The organism is Streptococcus fermentans (assembly GCF_040888305.1).
GTDB classification, from domain to species: Bacteria; Bacillota; Bacilli; order Lactobacillales; family Streptococcaceae; genus Streptococcus; species Streptococcus fermentans.
The window spans coordinates 90,597-110,029 of the sequence record NZ_JBFNFG010000002.1 but is presented as its reverse complement, the minus strand read 5'-3'; the positions used below and the strand labels follow the sequence as shown (position 1 = coordinate 110,029).

Genomic DNA, 19,433 nt, shown 5'->3' with positions numbered 1-19,433 from the left:
CCTCATTTTTTTCCTAAAGCTGCTTGCTCCCGATAGAATTTTAGCCAGATTTCAAGAAGATGCTCTTCTGAATATTCTCTTGAAATGGCCTTAGCCTTTTCTTTCAATGCTTTCAACGCTTCTGGATGCTCTCGATATTCCAAGATAGCTTCTTTCATCTCTTCTACATCACTTGTTGGTCTGTAATTTCCTTCAAGAATGACCTTGTAAAGATCTAGATCACGAAGCATAATGGGTGCTTCACAACTCGCAGCTTCTAGAATAGTCATTGGAAAGAGCTCGTTATAACTTGGAAGCAAGAAAAGATCAGCCAAGGCATAGAGTTCTCTCATCCGTTCTGGATCAACAATCCCTGGGAAAATTAGATTTTCAGGAGGATTATCCATAATCTTTTTATATCGTTCATAACCATCGGTTATTCCCCCAAAAGAGAAGCCACCAGCCCAAATAAAAGTGATATCCGGTAATTCCTCAGCTAGAGTGATAAAGTCATCTATTCCTTTACGCTTCTGAACCTGACCTGCACCAACGACTACAAACTGATTCTCATCAATTCCCATATCTTTACGAAGTTGTTCAACTTGCTCTATAGGAAGTGAATGCCATTTTTCTTTATTGACAAAGTTAGGAATATAGGTCACTTTTTCACGTGGAATTCCAGCAGCCACTAAATCCTCAATGAAGGTAGGATTGACCACAACCAGATGCTCCATACGGTCATAAAAAGAAAATACATAGCGTTTGACAATCCCCTTTAAGAAGAATGGAATCTTCAAACTACCTTCCAAGGTATCAGGTAAGAAGTGAACATAGCCAATCTTACGTCCAGAACGTTTTTTCTGAAAGGTCGAGAGATAATAAGGAAAATCAATCGTATGAAAATGAGTAACATCCGCTTCGATTGGAAGATTTTCTGTTACGATCAGTTGGTCTTTCGCATCTCGTTTTAAAAGCTGTACCAGTTCACGGTAAGCACCAGACACACCTTGGCCCGCCACTTTTTCACTTGAACTTAGCATATTGATGCGCAATTTCTCTTTTTCCATAGTAATCATTATACCATTTTCTTCAAATAAAATCAGCAAATAAAAAGAGAGATAGCATAAAAGCTGGGAATTTCCTGGCGTCTACACTATTTCTCTTTTTATAATTTACTCACTTGATGCCTAAAGCGATACGAGCGTAACGGCTCATTTTCTCAACTGTCCAAGCTGGATACCAAACTAATTTGACTTCAACGTTAGTAACCTCTGGAACATCCGTCATAGCATCATAGATTTGGTCGGTTAAAAGATCTGCCAAGGGACAACCCATGGTTGTCAAGGTCATATCAATTTCAGTCTCACCTGTATCGCCATCAAAACGAATCTCATAGATCAAACCTAGATTGACGATATCAATCCCCAACTCTGGGTCAATCACTTCTTCTAGTGCTGTCAAAATACGTGTTTTGATATTTTCAATCTGTTCTTCTGTGTAAGCCATCTTCACTCTCCCTTAACTTAATCTTCAATGAAATCACGAAGTGGTTTGCTTCGACTAGGCTGGCGAAGTTTTCTCAAAGCTTTGGCCTCAATCTGACGGATACGTTCACGCGTTACGTTAAAGACTTTACCAACATCCTCCAAGGTACGCATTTTCCCATCATCAAGACCAAAACGGAGACGCAAGACATTCTCTTCACGGTCAGTCAATGTGTCTAACACTTCATCCAACTGCTCACGCAAAACAATACGAGTTGTATAGTCCACTGGATTTTCAATCACTTCATCCTCGATAAAATCACCAAGGTGGCTGTCATCCTCTTCACCAATTGGTGTTTCAAGAGAAACCGGCTCTTGGGCAATCTTGAGGATTTCACGAACCTTGTCAGGTGTCATATCCATGCGTTCAGCGATTTGTTCAGGAGTTGGATCTTGTCCCAGCTCTTGAAGAAGATTACGTTGTTCACGAACAAGCTTGTTAATGGTTTCCACCATGTGAACTGGGATACGGATGGTACGAGCTTGGTCAGCAATGGCACGAGTAATAGCCTGACGAATCCACCAAGTCGCATAAGTTGAGAATTTGAACCCTTTAGAGTAGTCAAATTTATCAACGGCCTTCATCAAGCCCATGTTTCCTTCTTGGATCAAGTCAAGGAACTGCATTCCACGTCCAACATAACGTTTAGCAATAGATACTACCAAACGAAGGTTAGCTTCTGCAAGGCGTTGTTTAGCTTCGATATCACCTGCTTCAACAGCAAGGGCCAACTCTTTTTCCTCTTCATTTGTAAGCAGAGGCACAACTCCGATTTCTTTCAAATACATACGGACAGGGTCATTGACCTTAGCAGAGGTTGAACCAATCAAATCTTCATCAGTCAACTCTGGTTCTTCCTCAGTGCTCAAAACACGCGCACTTGGATTTCCTTCGTTGTCCGTAATTGAGATACCAGCATCTTGAATGCGTTGCAAAAGATTCTCAATACCTTCCACATCTAAAGTGAAGGGAATTACGAGGGCGTTATTGATTTCATCATCAGTTGCTGTACCAGTTTTTTTATGATTGCGAATAAATTCCGCTACTTGGACGTCAAAGGTTGTTACTTCTTTTTGTTTTGTTGCCATTCTTACTCCATTCTTCTTTTTTGGGCAATTAAGCGTTCTAGCTCTTCTAATGCGGTGTCTGTATCACCGACATGGCTAGCTTCCTGAACTTTCTTTTTAATTTGCAGATTTTCCTGATTCAAAAGAGCTCTTTTTCTAGACTCTTCCACTTCGGCTAACTCGTGAGGGGACATCTCAGGTGGCAAATCTAAGGCTAGGACTTGATACCAAGCACTCTCCACTTCTCTGGTCTGATGAGCCAAATCCTCAGATGAGATACTTCCATTATCAATCAATAGTCCATACAAGGTTTGAAACTCTGGAGTTTCAAAGATAAAATCCTCTCTTAAGTGATAGTCATTAAGCACCGAGGGATGTTCCATCATTCGGTAGAGGATATGAGCTTCCGCTCTCATCACTGCTGTCAGCTGCTTGGTAACAGACATAGTGACAGGACTCGGACTATAGGTCTCCTTGACCTTCTCCTTTCTCTGTCTGACACGACTTTCATTGACAATATGTTCGACTTGCTGATAGTCAAAAGATGGCAAGTGATCCGTCAAAATGTGGATGTAGGAATTCTGAGCTGTGATAGAGGGTTCCTTGGCGATTAAGGGGGCAATTTTCTCTATAAATTCAATCTGGGCTTGTAGATTTTCACTATTTTCAGGTCTGAAGTGATGAATGTAAAACTCAACAGGACTAATGCGTGTATTGGTTAATAGATAAGCCAGGTCTTGAGGAGAGTTTTTCTGCAAATATTCATCCGGATCCATTGCGTCAGGAATCTGGACGACTTGGACAGATAAATCTTTAAGCTCATCCAAGGCTTTCGCTGTGGCAGCTTGCCCAGCCTTATCTCCGTCATAAGTGACGATAATCTTTTTAGTAAAGCGTTTCAAATGCTCCACATGTTCGCTCGTCAGTGCAGTTCCCATGGAAGCAACTGCATTTTCAATACCAGCGCGATAAGCCGCAATGACATCCATAAACCCTTCCATCAAGTAGATTTCAGGAGCCTTGCCCGAGCCTTTTTTTACTCTCTCCAAATGATATAATTCGTAACTTTTGTTAAAAATTGCCGTCGCTCGACTATTTTTATACTTTCCAGTTTGAGAATCAGTCTCTTGCCAAATTCGACCAGAAAAGGCAATCACCTTTCCTTGATCATTTGAGAGTGGAAACATAATGCGATTATGAAAGGTATCAAAGAATTGATTACTCTCAGATAGATAAAACAAACCTGAATCCAGCAAGTCATTCTCACTATAATCGTCTGCTAAACGCTGATAGAGATAAGAGCGTTCTGCTGGAGCCAAACCAATCATAAAATGCTTTAGAACATCATCTGTTAAGCCACGTTTATAGAGGTAGTTCCTCGCCTCTTCACCCATCTTAGTCGTCATGAGGATGGCATGATAAAACCGAGCGGCCTTGTCATGCATATCGTAGAGATTTTGATGGGGTGACCTAGGCTGTACAGAACTTTGAACAGGCGCTGCCATCTGAATTCCAAGTCTCTCAGCTAATATCCTCACCGCATCCGCAAAGGTTACCTGCTGATACTCCTCGATAAACTTAAAAACATCTCCAGAACGACCACATCCAAAGCAGTGGTAAAATTGCTTATCCTCAACCACGTTAAAGGAAGGGGTCTTTTCACCATGAAAAGGACAGAGCCCTAAAAAGTTCCGTCCAGATTTTTGTAAGGAAATCACTTCTCCTATGATTTCGACAATATTGGTATTGTTTTTGATCTCTTCGATGAGTCTCTTGTCAACCATAGACAATACCTCCATTTTATCACAGTTTACTCTAACTAGTATAGCTTATTTCTGAAAAAAAGTAAACCATTTCATACACTTTACATGAGACTATTTCATAAGTTTCCAGCTGTCATGAAAAAGTGAATCTTTTGAACAAACCATTCTAATATTTGAAAGAAAAATAGAAAAAATTAAAGACTATTTCACTTGATTCTCGAGATTATTTTTTAATATCCTGCTAATATACTGACCATCTTTTCTACTGATACAAGCTGTTGCATAAGTCAATGGTGCTTTGTATACCACTCCTCTATAGGATGGATCAGTCAAGACAGGCATAGAATAATAGGCGTTCTTTTTATTTTTAAGGTCAATATACCATTTACCTCCTAGGTGTTTGCGAAAGGTTTCGCCGATATAAACGGTCAAATAATCCAACATCTTGCGGTCTGCTATCAAAGCATGGTGGTCTTCGTAGTGAGCTAAGATCCAAGCCTCCAAATCATCCAAGGACTGCATACTATAGTCTAAATTTAGCCCTTCTTTCTCCGCAAACTCCCTTGTGAAATAGTCCATCTTAAATCCAATCTGAAAAATCCATTCCTGATAATCTTCTTGTGTGTATGCCATGTTTTTATCTCCTTACTCCTCTATCAAAGTTTAAGATTCTTAGATTGATTATATTATAAAGTAAAACTGGCAAAAAAGGAAATATAAATAAAGTTTAAATGCCACTAAAAAAACCTAGAAGTAAAAATTCCACTTCCAAGTTTTTATATCAATTATTTAAAATTATCTACTCGAACAACTGATAGTAATCTGAAATCTTCATCTTGGCTTTTTCATCCTTATTCAAATCTTGGATGATTCGTCCTTCCTTCATAACAATGAGACGATTTCCATACTTGAGAGCATCTTCCATATGGTGGGTAATCATCAATGCTGTTAGATGGTCCTTGTTGACAAAATCATCTGTCAATTCCATCAAGGCCACACTTGTTTTAGGGTCAAGCGCTGCTGTATGTTCATCCAACAAAAGGAGTTCTGGACGCTTCAAGGTTGCCATCAAGAGGCTCAAGGCCTGCCTTTGTCCACCTGACAAAAATTCAATCGGAGTATCTAAGTGCTTCTCTAGCCCATTGCCAACCTTCTCAATAGTTGCTTGAAATTCTTCCTTGTAAGCTGAGAGTCTTCTTGGAAAAAGACCACGATTTTCTCCACGAAACTTAGCAATCAAGAGATTTTCTGCAACGGTCATACGAGGGGCAGTTCCCATCTTGGGATCTTGGAAAACACGAGAGAGGTACTTGGCACGCTTTTCAGGGCTGAAATGAGTCACATCCTCCCCCATGATGCGAATACTCCCGCTAGTCAAGGGCAGAGTTCCTGCAATGCTATTAAAGAGGGTTGACTTGCCTGCACCATTTCCACCCAAGATTGTGATGAAGTCATGTTCATAAATATCAAGTGAAACATCGTTTAGAATAATCTTTTCTTCGTCAAAGCCATTTGTCACAATTTTTGTGGCATTTCTTAATTCTACAATTGCTGTCATTTGCTTAACTTGACTCCTTTCAAGTATTTATCCTTAAGGGTTGGAATTACCAAGCAAGTTGCTAGGATAAGGGCACTATATAGACGGAGGTAGCTAGTGTTAAAGCCGAGAGCAATGACTCCCCATACCAAGAATTGATAGCTGATGGAACCAACTACAATTGTAACCAAGCGTTCTGCTAGGGTAAGACTCTTGAAGAGGACTTCACCGATAATCAAGCTGGCAAGACCAACAACGATAACACCGATACCACGAGAGACATCGGCATAGCCTTCTTGTTGAGCGATAAGGGCACCAGCAAGTGCGATTACACCATTTGACAAGACCAAGCCCATAAGCTCCATACGTCCTGTATTGATACCAAAACTACGAGCCATGTCTGGATTATCCCCTGTAGCGATATAGGCCTGTCCAAGTTTGGTATCTAGGAAGAAAAGCATGAGAAGGATAACCAAAGTCACAAAGATTAAACCTGTCAGTAATTGATTAACCTCTGATGAAAATGGAAGAACATCCTGGATTTGTTTTGTTCCTAAGAGCCCAAGGTTAGCTCGTCCCATAATCATGAGCATGATAGAATGACAAGAAGTCATGACTAAAATTCCTGATAGAAGAGTTGGAATCTTTCCTTTGGTATATAATAACCCCGCTGCTAAACCAGCAAGACACCCTGCCCCTATAGCCGCTAAAGTAGCAAGAAAAGGATTAACCCCTTGGGTAATGAGAGTCACTGCTACCGCTCCTCCCAATGGGAAAGAGCCCTCCGTTGTCATATCTGGGAAGTTCAAGATTCGAAAGGTCATAAAGATTCCCAAGCCCAGGATAGCCCAGACCAATCCCTGTGAAATAATTGATATTAGCATGTTTGATTCATTTCCTTTATTCTAAAAATTGGAGGAGATGTCTCCAACTCCTCCTTCATTCTTATTCGATTACTTGACCAGCTTCTTTGAGAACTGATTCAGGAATAGTGATTCCAAGTTCTTGAGCAACTTTTTTGTTGATCACTGATTTACCAGTTGAGAAGACATTGACTGGTGTATCTGCAGGTTTTTCACCCTTCAAAACTTTGGCAATCATTTTACCAGTAGCAACACCAAGATCGTGTTGGTCAACAACAACTGATGCCAAACCTCCAGCTTCTACCATGGCAGTCGCACTTGGGTAGATTGGTTTTTTAGCTGTTTGATTGCTTGAAACGACAGTTGAGAATGCAGATGCGATTGTGTTATCGATTGGAACCCAGATTGCATCTACTTTACCAGTCATAACGTTCACTGTTGAAGCAATTTCGTTCGTTGAAGGAACTGCGAATGTTTCGACTTTCAAACCAGCTTTTTCAGCGTATGCTTTGAATTCTTCAACTTGTGATTTTGAGTTATCTTCACTACTTGAGTAAAGAGCTCCAACTGTTTTCACATCAGGAGTCAATGTTTTGATCAATTCAACCTGTTGTTCAGCAGGGTTGTGGTCAGATACCCCTGTGATGTTCCCACCTGGTTTTTCCAAGTTTTGTACAAGGTTAGCACCAATTGGGTCTGTGATAGCTGCCATGATAACAGGAAGGTCTTTTGTTGCACTTGCAAGACCTTGAGCTGCTGGTGTTGCAATACCGACAACGACATCATTTCCATTTGCCACCAATTGTTTACTCATTGTCGCAACCTTACTTTGGTCACCTTCTGAGTTCATAAAGTCGATTTTGACTTGGTCACCTTTATAGCCTTCTTCAGCAAGTCCATCTTGGATACCTTGGTAGATCAAGTCAAGCGATGGGTGGCTTACAAACTGAAGAACACCAACCTTAGCTGTTTTATTAGCTGTCTCAGTTTTAGTTTCTTGTTTCGTTAAGCTAGAATATACCAAGCTTCCTCCAACTACAAGTGCTAATGCTACGATAATACCGAGTAGACGTTTGTTTTTCATAATTTTCTCCTTATTTCTTCTTAACTTATTATTTTTTTATTCAATCACTTATTCAAGCGACGCCATCGTTTGATTTCCATAATTTTTTCCTCCCCATAGAAAAAGTCCTCACACAAAAAACTTGTGTGAGGACGTCGATGCGCGGTGCCACCTCAATTATAGGAACTAGTCCTATCGCTCTTACTCGCTAAAACGAGTTGCACTGTAAGGTGTGCTCACCGAATTCTTATGATTTCAAATTCTTAATAACATTCAGCCCAATTTTCATCACTTCCACCTATCTGTTTCCACCAACCACAGACTCTCTAAAAAATTTCAATGATTACTTTCTGAATGCTTAAATTATATCATTTTACTAAAACTTGTCAAGGGTTTTCATAAAATATTTTAAATATTAACAAAAATTCCTACGTTTTTTATAAAATCTAACTTGTATCAACCTGAATTACGTAAACCTGTAGCAATTCCGTTGATAGTTGTATGGATTAATCTTTCTTCATCTGAAGATAGCTCGCCACGACGTTGACGCTTAATCAATTCTAACTGAATATAGTTAAGAATATTGAAATAAGGCATGCGGTAGTTGAGACTGTCTTTCAAATAGGTATTTTCCGCCAAGAGCTCCTCATGGCCTTCAATAGCCAAGATAACGTCCTTAGTCAACTGCCATTCATCTAAAATGGTATAGTAAATTGCTTGTACTTCTTCACTTTCACACAGTTTAGCGTATTCAAAGGCAATGTTCATATTTGATTTTGACAAGACCATATCGACGTTGGATAGGAGTGATTGGAAGAATGGCCAATTTTGATACATATCACGAAGGAATTCGATATTTTTAGGATCTTGATCGATAAATTCCTTAAAGCTTGAACCAACTCCATACCAACCTGGGAACATAACACGACTTTGTGACCATGAGAATACCCAAGGAATAGCACGTAGACCACCAATTTCAGTGATTGTTTTACGAGCTGCTGGACGAGAACCAATATTGAAACTTGAGATCGCCTTGATTGGACTAGATTCAAAGAAATAATCATAGAAATGTTCATTTCCAAATACGAGCTCACGGTAGATATCGTAACTACGTTCTACTACTTGGTCCATGATGGCTTCATAGCGATTTGACGTATTGGTATCACTCTTCTTCTTGGTAATCATACGGTTGATAGCTGCTGAAACCAACATTTCAAGGTTATAGTAGGCAGCATCCTTGTTTCCGTATTTGTTGCCGATAACTTCTCCTTGCTCAGTCAAACGGATACGATCCTTGATGGACTTGAGTGGTTGAGAAGCAATGGCATCATAAGTAGGGCCACCACCACGACCAACGGTACCACCACGACCATGGAAGAAGGTTACTTTGACTCCAAATTCATCACCAATAGCAGTCAATTGTTGTTGTGCCTTATAAAGTGTCCAACAAGATGACAGGTAACCGCCATCCTTGTTACTATCAGAGTAGCCGAGCATGATTTCTTGGTAGTTGTTTTTAGAAGCAATCCATTTCTTAGCAAGTGGTAGAGAGAAATACTTTCTCATAGTTTCTTCAGAATGATCCAAGTCTTCAATCGTCTCAAAGAGTGGAACAATCTGAACACGCGCTTTTTCAGCATCTACCAGACCAACTTCTTTAAGCATGATTGCTAATTCCAGCATATCAGACACGCTGGTTGCATGAGAGATAATCGTTTGACGAATGACATCTTCTCCTAAACGATCTTTTAATTCACGTGCAGTTCGGAAAATGGCTAATTCCTTTTCGAGAAGTTCAGACTTCTCAGCATGAGTCGCTGACAAGATTCGAGGATCTTCTAACAATTCATGCAAAAGCAAGTCGCACTTTTCATCTTCTGACAAATCGCTATAGTGGTCATTGATTCCAGCAGATGCTAACAATTCAGCTACACAGGCTTCGTGGACGCTTGAATCTTGACGCATGTCGATGGAAGCCAAGAAGAAACCAAATACTTCTACAGCTTCTAAAAGTTCTGCAAATTCACCTGTGAGTAAGGACTCTGCCTTGTTTTCAAGTAATGAATCCTTAATGGTATATAGATCTTTTTTGAACTCTTCAACTGTTTCGTAAAATGGTGGACGATCTTCAGCCAGTTCTTGAATAGCTCCTGAAAGTCGATTACTAATATAGTCTGTAATCACTCCTTGTTGATGCCCTTGAGTACCAAGAAGACGTTCAACAGGATGACGTTCATCAGCTGACGAGCCAACAACAGACCATTCTTTTAAATTCAAGAGAGTTTGAATCAATTTGGACTGAATCAAATGAAAGGCACGACGATAGGGTTCTTTCTCACGAAAGACTGATGTATCTCCAGACTGAGCAGCCATTTCTTCAACAGCTTTACTAGTTTTTGATAAATTAGTCGAGAGAGAGAAGGTACGATAGAGACTAGAAATCTTGCTAATATAGTAGTTCAAGATCACTTCACTTTGGATAGTAGCAGAACGCATAAGTGTTTCAGCTGTTACAAATGGATTTCCATCACGGTCTCCGCCGATCCACATTCCCATAGTAATTGGTTTGGCTTGTTTAAGATCAATTCCTTGCTCTTTTGCTAGACGTTTGTACTCTAACATCAAGTTAGGAACAGCCTGTAGGAAGGAACTATTATAGTATTCCATCACATTGGTGATTTCGTTGGTTACTTTTAGTTTCTTCTCACGAATCATATCTGTCTGCATGATGATTTCAATATAGCGACGAAGATCATTATGCCATTTTTCCTTGTTAATGAGCCCCATTCTCACGTCACGGTATTTACGTAAAAGGGTATGGATATGAGTGGTCAAATCTAACATACTCTTACGTTGAACCTGAGTTGGGTGGGCCGTCAAAACTGGTACCACGTTCAAGTGCTCAAGAATCTCAGCAGCGTTTTCTTTTTCAGCCACCATTTTGATCGTTGTTGACAATTTACCCAGATAGTCTTGATCGACATTATTTAGATGGTTAATCTCATAAGCCAAGTCAACATCTTCTGAGATGTTAATTAAAAGAGGCAAAATAGAGAAGTATCTAGAAATGTAGACCATCTCATCATTTGAAAGACTTGTTACTACTTTATCTAGCCCTTGATAGTCAAGTTTTGACGAAAGTTCCTTCAAGTGCATAATCTTATCAAAGGTTTCAGCAGGAAGCATATTTTTTGTGATATCTTCCAGCATATCTGTCAAGATTTGAACTTCTTCTTGTACGACCGTTTTGTTACTATAATTTTCTAACTTTTGAAGAGACATTTTTTTCTCCTTGTTATCTATGTCTTAAAGCTGTGCTTCGTATTCACTAAAAAGTCGCGCACGCTTCTCACTGGCATCAATATTTAATACAAATGCTATGGCTACTGATAGGACCAAGAGACTGTTTCCCCCTTGCGATAGGAAGGGGAAGGTTACCCCTGTTGAAGGGATCAAGCCTGATATACCGCCAATGTTAACGAATACCTGTATCAGAATCATACCACCAATACCGATTGCTACCATTGAGTTGAAAGGATCCCTTGCTCGAATACCTACCAAAATGATTCGTAGAATTAAGAAGAATAGGAGAGCGAGAATAAGACTTGCTCCTACAAATCCAAACTCTTCGATGACAATCGAAAAGACAAAGTCTGTATGGGCTTCTGGCAGATACCCTCGTTTTTCAATAGAATTTCCTAATCCCAGACCGAACCATCCTCCATTAACCATGGCATAGTAGGAATTGGCCAACTGGTGTCCAGCTCCAGCCAAGTCATTAAATGGGTTGAAAAAAGCACTGAACCGCTTGGCAACATAACCAAATACGGGAATTTTAGAGAATTTCTCAACACCGATTATCCGAATGGCTGTTAAGGAAATCATAGAGACACCAGCTAGTAAGCCCAGAATAGTTGTGAACCACCGATAAGCTATTCCACTGATGGTATACATGAGCAAGGATACCAAAATCAAGATGGTAGCATTCCCAAGGTCTGGGAAAATCGCCAAACTACCAATCATAACCAGTAGAACAAAACGCCAATCATTGAATGCTCGAGGAAGCCACTGATTAAGGGTTAAAACTTGGAAGTCGTAAACAGCTATCTCATCCTGTTGTTTCGAAAAACGCTGTGCTAGATACCAGACAATAATAATTTTCAAATACTCTGCTGGTTGAATCGTGATGGGACCAACCTTAATCCAGCCATAGGCACCGTTGACAGGAATCCCAATTAAACGCGCTAGTGCCAGCAGTATCAGCTCAACAAACATGACGATAAAGAGTAATCGCTCATTTCGCAGAAATCCTAATTTCAATTTATAAATCAAGGCAATTAAAAACAAACTGGCTATCCAGAAAATTCCTTGGTTTCGAACCAGTTGTAAGGTGCTTTTTCCCTCTTGGATAAGAGTTGCACTCGTTGTCGAATAAACTACTATCAATCCTAAAACGGATAACAGTAGATAAGGAATCAAAATGGAATAATTCAGCAGGTGCCTTTTACTTATTTTCATATGTCACCTATCTTTCGGAAAAATATTTTTATTTTCCCTTATTATTTCTAGTTTTACATGCTATTATACCATTTTTTAGGCTAGAAAAAAACTCTTACAGTATAAACATTCGAATTTTACTCAAAACAGACTCTGGACTAGAATGTCTTGAGTGTTCCCCTTATGCGACCTATCGAGCGTTTTAAGTTACTAGGACTTTTAAAACTATAATCTTGATATTTTATAAACTTAAAAACTACCTTCCAGACAGAGGAAGGTAGTTCATTACTATCTTAGTTTGAGGCGCTACTGCTGCTGTCAGAAGTTGTTTCGCCTTTGATGTATTGTGTAAAGATATTTTGGAAGGCCGGATCTTTAACTTTAATGTTGGCATCTTGTAATTCTTTACTAATAACACCTTGAACAAAGGTTGCATCATTTTGTTTTTGGGTCAAAATGATTGTTTTAAGTTTTTCTTTATAATCATCCAAGTTAGAAGATTTTTCTGATTTCTTCGTCAACTTAACAATGTAGAAACTACTTGTATAAGCTTGAGTTCCTGGAGCAGTGATAACATCTGAAATTCCGTTGACATCAAGCGCAAAAGCGGCTTTCTTAACTACGTCTGGTAATTCTGTTGATGCAGAGTCAAAGGTGATTTCTCCACCATTTTCTTTTGTCTTTTCATCTGTAGAATTGTCTTTTGCAAGTTGTGCAAAGTCAGCTCCAGACTCTTTTGCTTTGGCAAGAACTTCCTTAGCCTTATCTTCACTATCAAGTTTAATAATTTGAGCCGTTACTTCTGGAGTATACTCTTCAAAAGCTTTTTTGTAGTTTTCATCTGTTAATTCAGCTTCAGCAGCTTTCTTAACAGCATACTCAACTAATTTACTTGTACGAATTTGAGCTTTACGGCTTTCTGCAGTCATACCTGAACGGGCGAGAATCGTTTGATAGCTATCACCGTATTTCTTTTGTTCTTCTGCAACTGCATCATCTACTTCTTTATCACTTACTTCTGAACCATATTGTTTTTCAAAAACTTTTTGAATGGTCATATTCAGCAAGACTTGTTGAGCAGTCGCATTATTTTTGACTTCTTCAAAGAATTGATGCTCAGTAATAACATCGCCTTTCATGCTAATCAAGTCAGTTCCTTCAGAACTGTTTGAACAAGCAGCCAAAGTAGCTACTGACAACAATGTGATGGCTCCTGCCATTAGTTTTTTCTTCATGTTTACTCCTTTTGTATACTAAATAAAGGTTTACCTTATCTATTTTACCAAATTGTCTTAAAAATATCTGAAATCAATCAATATCAGGCAGTTCTACTTCTGCTTGATTCTTTCTTAGCATGAGAATCCCATCTCCAAGTGGAACCAAGCTAGCGGTTAAGCCAGGATTGTCTAAGGTTGCATCAAATAGTCTTTGCAAGCCACGATAAATCGTCCGTTGTCCACGTCGAACTTCCATAATATCCCTCGCAATATCTCCTCCTTGGAAAATATCATCCAAGACAACGACTCCACCTACTTCGAGGTGTTTGAGGATTTCTGGTAGAAAGACGATGTATTTGGACTTGGCAGAATCCATAAATACAAAATCATAGGTCTCAGTCAACGTTGACAGGACATCTACCGCATCACCTTCTAAGAGAGTGATTTGTTTGCGGCTATCAAATTTTGCAAAATTTTCTTTGGCAAAACCAATCATCTCAGGATTTCGGTCAATAGTGGTGATTTTTGACTTAGGTGAATGCTCTGCCATCAAAAGGGCAGAAAAGCCAATAGCCGTCCCGATTTCTAAAATGTTTTTTGGTTGAATGGTTTCCATAAGGAAACGAAAATAAGCGACGGTTTCATGAGGAATGATAGGAATATTCTCCTTGCGAGCAAAGTTTTCTAGCTCTTTTAGGGAACCCGTCACCTGCTTTTGTCTGTGGCGCATGAACTCGACAATCTCATGCTTGACAACAGGACGTCGCATGTTATGATTGGCATTTTTACTATAAGACTTTACCATCTGCCTTATGCCAATCCTAATTTTTCAACAAGGGCTTCAAACTCATCCAAACGGCGTTCAAAGACTGCAAAGGCATCGTTGAGGTAATCTTCTTTTTCCATGTCAACGCCCGCTTTACGCATGATATTGAGTGGATAGTCTGACTTCCCTGCTTTGAGGTAGTCGATATAGCGATCACGATCCTCTTGGCTACCATGAACAATCTTTTCAGCCAAGGCTGAAGCTGCTGCAAAGCCTGTTGAATATTGATACACATAGTAGTTATAGTAGAAATGCGGGATACGAGCCCACTCGTACTGGATTTGAGGATTGTCTTCCTTGCTCAAGCCATAATATTCTTGGTTCAAGTCAGCATAGAGATTGTTTAGGAACTCACTTGTCAAGACTTCCCCATTTTGGTCAGCTTGATGAATAGCATGTTCAAATTCAGCAAATTGAGTTTGGCGGAAGACTGTTCCACGGAAACCATCTAGGAAGTTGTTGAGAATTGCAAAGCGTGTTGCATCGTCTTGAACTTCTTGCAATAATTTTTCTGTTAGGATGTTTTCATTAGTAGTTGAAGCAATTTCTGCCAAGAAGATTGAGTAGTCTCCGTATACATAAGGCTGGGTTTCACGTGTATAGCTAGAATGCATACTATGTCCTGTCTCATGTACAAGAGTAAAGAGATTATCTAGGTTATTCTGCCAGTTAAGAAGCATGAAGGCATTTGTATCGTATGATCCACCTGAATATGCACCTGAACGCTTGCCTTGGTTTTCATATACATCAATCCAACGTTCGCTGAAGGCACGTTTAACACGACTCAAGTAATCCTCACCAAGAACTGCCAAAGATTCTTCCGCTTTTTTTAAGGCTTCCTCATAAGTAAAGCTGTATTCCACTGAAGACAATGGAGTGTAGACATCGTACATCTTGAGGTCTGGAATACCCAAGATTTTTGAACGAAGAGCCAAATAACGATGCAAGAGTGGCAAATGCTTACGAACAGCAGATACTAGATTATCATAAACACTTTCTGGCACAAAGTTTGCCGCAAGAGCTGCTTCACGCGCACTCTTGTAGTTACGGACTTTGGCACGGTAGTTTTGCACTTTAACATTGGTCTGCAAGGTTTTAGCGTAAGTGTGCTGGTATTGCTCATAAGTAGCATAGAGGGCTTCATAAGCTCCACGACGAACCTCACGATTCTTAGATTCTACCAAGCGCATATAAACGCCGTGTGATAATTGAACTTCATTTCCATCTTCATCTTTAACAAATGGAAAGACGATATCTGCATTATCTAAAATAGCAAAGGTTTCACTAGCAGCACCGAAGATTTCCCCAGCACCTGCAAGCAACTCTTCTTCACGTTGTGAAAGGACATGGTCCTTATTTTGCAATAGTTTATCAAAGAAGTGTTTATAAGGCTGGAGTTTTGGTTCTTCTGCTAAAAAGTTTTGATACTGGTCTTCTGTAATAGCCATAAATTCTGGTTCATAGAAAGAGAAGACTTGATCAAGTTGACTATAAAGAGTCATTGCTTTTGCATAGTATTCTTGATATTTAGCTACTCGTGTATCTTGGTCGTTTTTCATATGTGCATAGACATAAAGTTTTTCAAGACGACGACTCAAGTCCAGATAACGCTCTGTAATGTCAAGAAGGCTTTCTGCACTATCCAAGAGATGTCCTTCAAGACTAGCTGCTTGTTTTGTATCTTCCGTTAAAAGGGCGAGTTCTTCTTCCCATTTCTGGTCAGATTCAAAGATCGTTGATAGATCCCATGTATCTTTTTCATTGATTTCATTTCGTTGTAATACCATAAGTTTCCTCCATCCTTTCTATTTTACCATATTTTTTAAGAAATATTGCTGATAAAAGGCAGGTGGATAGAGCTTTTGTAACTCAGTTTGAGGATTTTTTTGATAATAAATTCGAAAGTTGCGATAATAATCACTAATATTCTGTTTAATTTGACAAAAAGAATCATGTTCTATCGGCCTTACTTGAGGATACCAGTCTTGATTCTTCAGATTCAAAAGGTTCTCCCCTCTCAAGTAGGCCTTGGCTTGTTGCTTCATCCAATAGGGATTTTGATAGTAGAGTTGTTTTTGAATGTAATGACAAATGTTCCTGTCCTGTTTCACTGAAAAAGTGATAATATTTTGTTGCTGATAAGGAGTCCGTAATATTTCTAGAAGATTTCCTTTGCCATAAGGAAATTCCTTGACCTGATAATGGAGTTTCCCTTTCAAATCTTGGTGGAGGAGGTACTTGAGTCTCAAAACTTGTTTTTTATGGTCTAACTCCCAAATATGAAAGCCCATGTTATTACTAAAGTAAAGAAAATCTCTCTGAAGTTGAGTTAGTCGTTCTTTTAGCCAGAGCTTTTCTCCTAGTAGCCAAAGAACTTGAATTCCCAAACTTCGATAACCATTGCTTCTCTCCCGTAAAAGTTCACAAGAAATGGGACTACACTGAATTTCTAGAGCTAGTTGCTTGTTGATAAAGATATCAGCAATCTGCTTCAGTTCAGGTATGGGATATTCCATTTCAACCTCATCATTCTCCTTAGCCCAATAAAACAGTCTTTTCTTGTTTTCCAGATGCTCTGGTCCTTCATTTTCATGGAAAAAATCACATTTTTTGAGACTTTCATGCGCAAAATGCCTTCTCACATTTTTCCCTTTTCTCATGCGAACACTTGTTCCACAAGCTGGACAATAATAAGCTTGTTTGACTAGTTCATCCTCCAAGGCATTGACTAACCTCCCATTTTCATCTCTAGCTAAGAACATAAAACCTCCTCTTCTACTTTATTCGAAAAGTATAAGAAAAAGGCTGAGAAAACCAGCCTTTCCATTATATTTTGAGGATAATTCTTTAACCCAGCTCATATTTTATGCTTTTTGATCTGTTTTTGTAACATGGGAATCAAATTTGAAATTTGATCTTGTTTAATCACCAACACACCGTACTCTTGACAGCGATGGTTATATACGGGATTGATTTTGCCAGAGCAAACAATTAATTTCAAACAAGTTTCACCAGCAAAATGATTAGCATATACCTCTAGTTCATTAATAGCTTCCACAGACAAGTCTGTCATTTTACAAGATATAAAAATAATAGATTGACCTTTACGGAGGACAACATCAATTTCATTTTGTACATTATCAACTTCAGGGAAAATACCATTCCAGTCAATTTCTGCCCCTATCATACATTCATCAAAATACTCTGACTCTATCGCTAAAAGATAGAGATATAATTCTAAAATATGACCTTTAGTGCGACAGAGCAATTGTGCCTCGGGGCTAGAAAAAGTGTAACTAATATGATCGGAACTTTCCTCATCAATATGAATCAAGTTAGCTTCTGTTAGTAGAGGAATCATAGATTCTGGATAAGGGTACTTTTTACCGTTACTTTCCAAAACTCTTGCTGTTTCAGCGTGGAAATCAGTTGTTTTTGCTAATGCAAAGAATTGAGTGATCAGATACCATTCTTCTGGGTTTAAAATTGCATAGTTTGCTAGTTTTTTGATGGTAGTAATTTGTTTCGGACTGTATTTAGGTTGTTTCGCTTTGATGAGTTTACCACCCCTTAAGGCCATCAACTGTTCAATGGTTAGGTTAGGAATCACTAACTCTTCCTTCTCCACTTTACCCATTTTCCATTTAAATTGTTTTCCTTTCTCAATATCTATTGCAATAATCGGTAATTGCTTTTCCAAACCATACTGATACAGAAAAATAGCTAATATCGAATCTCCTCCAAAAACATCTAAGGTCACTGAATCATAGTTAGTCAAGAAAAGATTCAAATCATCCGTAATCTTATCTAGACTTATTTGCCGAAAATGCACTTGCTTTACATGGGAAACTTGATTCAGCAAAAAATGTTTCAAGGCCAATCTTTCATCTTCTGCAATTTTTTTCAGGGAGAGAAATAAAACCTCATCACAACCACAAATAAAAGTCTGATAAACATTTTTCTCGATAGTGTGATGATCAAAAAGTTCGACTAAAAGACTAGGCATATCGCTACCTCCCTATTAAAAATTTACTAGTTGTATGGAAAATTTAAAATTACTTAGAATAAACTTCATAGAAATATGGGTTAAGAGATTGTCTTAAGCATTTTCTACACATCTAGTATAGCATAATTCAGTTGATTGGCCCTCAAGTCTTTATATGAAAAAACGAATAGAAATGGATAGCTATTCGTTTTAAGATTTTTATTTTACTTTTCTTGCCAACATGGTCGCAAAGCGTAGTTGGATACGATTGCCATTTTCGTCACGACGGTGCAAATGACCAGGATTTTCATTATACTTGATCAATTCCCAGTCCTTGTAGTAATTTGCCAACTCACCCTCTTTGAAGGTAAATGGGAAATTAACAGAACATGGATAATCCTCTGTATCCATAGCACAAACAATCAAATTATAGCCACCGATAGATGTTTGTTCTTGCATATTTTGAATTATAGCAGGAATACGATCTGCTTGTAAAAACATGAGTACAACTGTCGATACGATAAAATCGTAAGTTTGTCCTATGCTAGCTGAATTGATATCGTAGAGACCGACAGGCATCTCTAAATCTTCTTGCTCTACGATACTTTGCAAGATTTCAAGGGATAACTCATTTTGATCTACAGCTGTGACATCAAATCCATGTTGAGCGAGAAAGAGGGCGTTTCTTCCTTGACCACATCCTAGGTCTAGTGCCTTACATGGCTTGACCGTCTGCATAGCTTCTAAAACCTCCGAATGAACTGGATTGGTATTGTATTTCTTAGGGAAATAATCTTCCGGCTTACAATAAAATTCTAAATACCACTCCACATCATCTGTGGCAGCTTCTACACGGTGCCAAGCTTGAGGTTGCGCCATCGGATTATCAGCACCCGCTTCAAAGAGGTACTCAGCTATAACTTCTCCCTCCTCAGTCAATTCAATAAACTTAAGAGCCCCTTTTAATACGGTAATCTTGCCCCAGGTTCCGACCTTGGTATTGTGTTTTCTTTGAACAGCTTCAGGCATGGTGTCTTTATTCCATACTGGCATTCGTTTATAGGCAACTAGTTTTTCCATTTCCTTCACTC

16 protein-coding genes and 1 other annotated feature are annotated in these 19,433 nt (G+C 39.0%); all 16 genes read right to left on the bottom strand.

Annotation, left to right across the window (positions count from 1 at the left end):
* Positions 1 to 2: 2 nt before the first annotated feature.
* The 16 genes from AB2B50_RS02870 to tehB all read right to left on the bottom strand — a co-directional run bounded on the left by AB2B50_RS02870 (position 3) and on the right by tehB (position 19,422).
* The gene (locus AB2B50_RS02870; RefSeq protein WP_463260716.1) at positions 3 to 1,046 is read right to left on the bottom strand and encodes a glycosyltransferase family 4 protein; all 1,044 of its coding nucleotides are present in this window, start codon (positions 1,044 to 1,046) and stop codon (positions 3 to 5) included.
* A gap of 109 nt (positions 1,047 to 1,155) precedes the next feature.
* Complete coding sequence (locus AB2B50_RS02865) at positions 1,156 to 1,485, bottom strand: metal-sulfur cluster assembly factor (RefSeq protein ID WP_000331926.1); 330 nt, start codon at positions 1,483 to 1,485, stop codon at positions 1,156 to 1,158.
* Positions 1,486 to 1,502: 17 nt separating this feature from the next.
* Entirely contained in the window at positions 1,503 to 2,612 is a 1,110-nt protein-coding gene (rpoD, locus tag AB2B50_RS02860) for an RNA polymerase sigma factor RpoD (RefSeq protein WP_000201894.1), read from the bottom strand.
* Between the two features lie 2 nt (positions 2,613 to 2,614).
* The gene (gene dnaG, locus AB2B50_RS02855) at positions 2,615 to 4,375 is read right to left on the bottom strand and encodes a DNA primase (protein WP_320692373.1); all 1,761 of its coding nucleotides are present in this window, start codon (positions 4,373 to 4,375) and stop codon (positions 2,615 to 2,617) included.
* A gap of 180 nt (positions 4,376 to 4,555) precedes the next feature.
* The gene (locus AB2B50_RS02850) at positions 4,556 to 4,987 is read right to left on the bottom strand and encodes a hypothetical protein (RefSeq protein ID WP_320692372.1); all 432 of its coding nucleotides are present in this window, start codon (positions 4,985 to 4,987) and stop codon (positions 4,556 to 4,558) included.
* A 166-nt stretch (positions 4,988 to 5,153) separates the two neighbouring features.
* A complete protein-coding gene (locus AB2B50_RS02845) occupies positions 5,154 to 5,912 on the bottom strand; it encodes an ABC transporter ATP-binding protein (protein ID WP_320692371.1) in 759 nt (252 codons plus the stop codon).
* Entirely contained in the window at positions 5,909 to 6,775 is an 867-nt protein-coding gene (locus tag AB2B50_RS02840; protein WP_000908764.1) for an ABC transporter permease, read from the bottom strand. Before AB2B50_RS02840 ends, AB2B50_RS02845 begins: the two co-directional genes overlap by 4 nt.
* A 61-nt stretch (positions 6,776 to 6,836) precedes the next feature.
* The gene (gene trpX, locus AB2B50_RS02835; RefSeq protein WP_000792189.1) at positions 6,837 to 7,838 is read right to left on the bottom strand and encodes a tryptophan ABC transporter substrate-binding protein; all 1,002 of its coding nucleotides are present in this window, start codon (positions 7,836 to 7,838) and stop codon (positions 6,837 to 6,839) included.
* Between the two features lie 124 nt (positions 7,839 to 7,962).
* Positions 7,963 to 8,179, bottom strand: a binding site (T-box leader).
* 94 nt (positions 8,180 to 8,273) lie between these two features.
* Entirely contained in the window at positions 8,274 to 11,099 is a 2,826-nt protein-coding gene (gene ppc / locus AB2B50_RS02830; protein ID WP_320692370.1) for a phosphoenolpyruvate carboxylase, read from the bottom strand.
* 24 nt (positions 11,100 to 11,123) lie between these two features.
* Complete coding sequence (ftsW, locus tag AB2B50_RS02825; protein ID WP_000703366.1) at positions 11,124 to 12,335, bottom strand: cell division peptidoglycan polymerase FtsW; 1,212 nt, start codon at positions 12,333 to 12,335, stop codon at positions 11,124 to 11,126.
* 272 nt (positions 12,336 to 12,607) lie between these two features.
* Positions 12,608 to 13,549, bottom strand: coding sequence for a peptidylprolyl isomerase PrsA (gene prsA / locus AB2B50_RS02820; protein ID WP_045763302.1), 942 nt, complete (start codon positions 13,547 to 13,549; stop codon positions 12,608 to 12,610).
* A gap of 73 nt (positions 13,550 to 13,622) precedes the next feature.
* Positions 13,623 to 14,336, bottom strand: coding sequence for an O-methyltransferase (locus AB2B50_RS02815; RefSeq protein ID WP_075230470.1), 714 nt, complete (start codon positions 14,334 to 14,336; stop codon positions 13,623 to 13,625).
* 5 nt (positions 14,337 to 14,341) lie between these two features.
* Positions 14,342 to 16,144, bottom strand: a complete 1,803-nt coding sequence (gene pepF, locus AB2B50_RS02810; RefSeq protein ID WP_320692369.1) for an oligoendopeptidase F — start codon at positions 16,142 to 16,144, stop codon at positions 14,342 to 14,344.
* An 18-nt stretch (positions 16,145 to 16,162) separates the two neighbouring features.
* Positions 16,163 to 17,119 (bottom strand): competence protein CoiA, encoded by a 957-nt coding sequence (locus AB2B50_RS02805; protein WP_320692368.1) that lies wholly within the window; start codon positions 17,117 to 17,119, stop codon positions 16,163 to 16,165.
* 95 nt (positions 17,120 to 17,214) lie between these two features.
* Positions 17,215 to 18,363, bottom strand: coding sequence for a PDDEXK family nuclease (locus AB2B50_RS02800; RefSeq protein WP_001139564.1), 1,149 nt, complete (start codon positions 18,361 to 18,363; stop codon positions 17,215 to 17,217).
* 198 nt (positions 18,364 to 18,561) lie between these two features.
* Complete coding sequence (gene tehB, locus AB2B50_RS02795; RefSeq protein WP_000413783.1) at positions 18,562 to 19,422, bottom strand: SAM-dependent methyltransferase TehB; 861 nt, start codon at positions 19,420 to 19,422, stop codon at positions 18,562 to 18,564.
* Between the last annotated feature and the right edge of the window lie 11 nt (positions 19,423 to 19,433).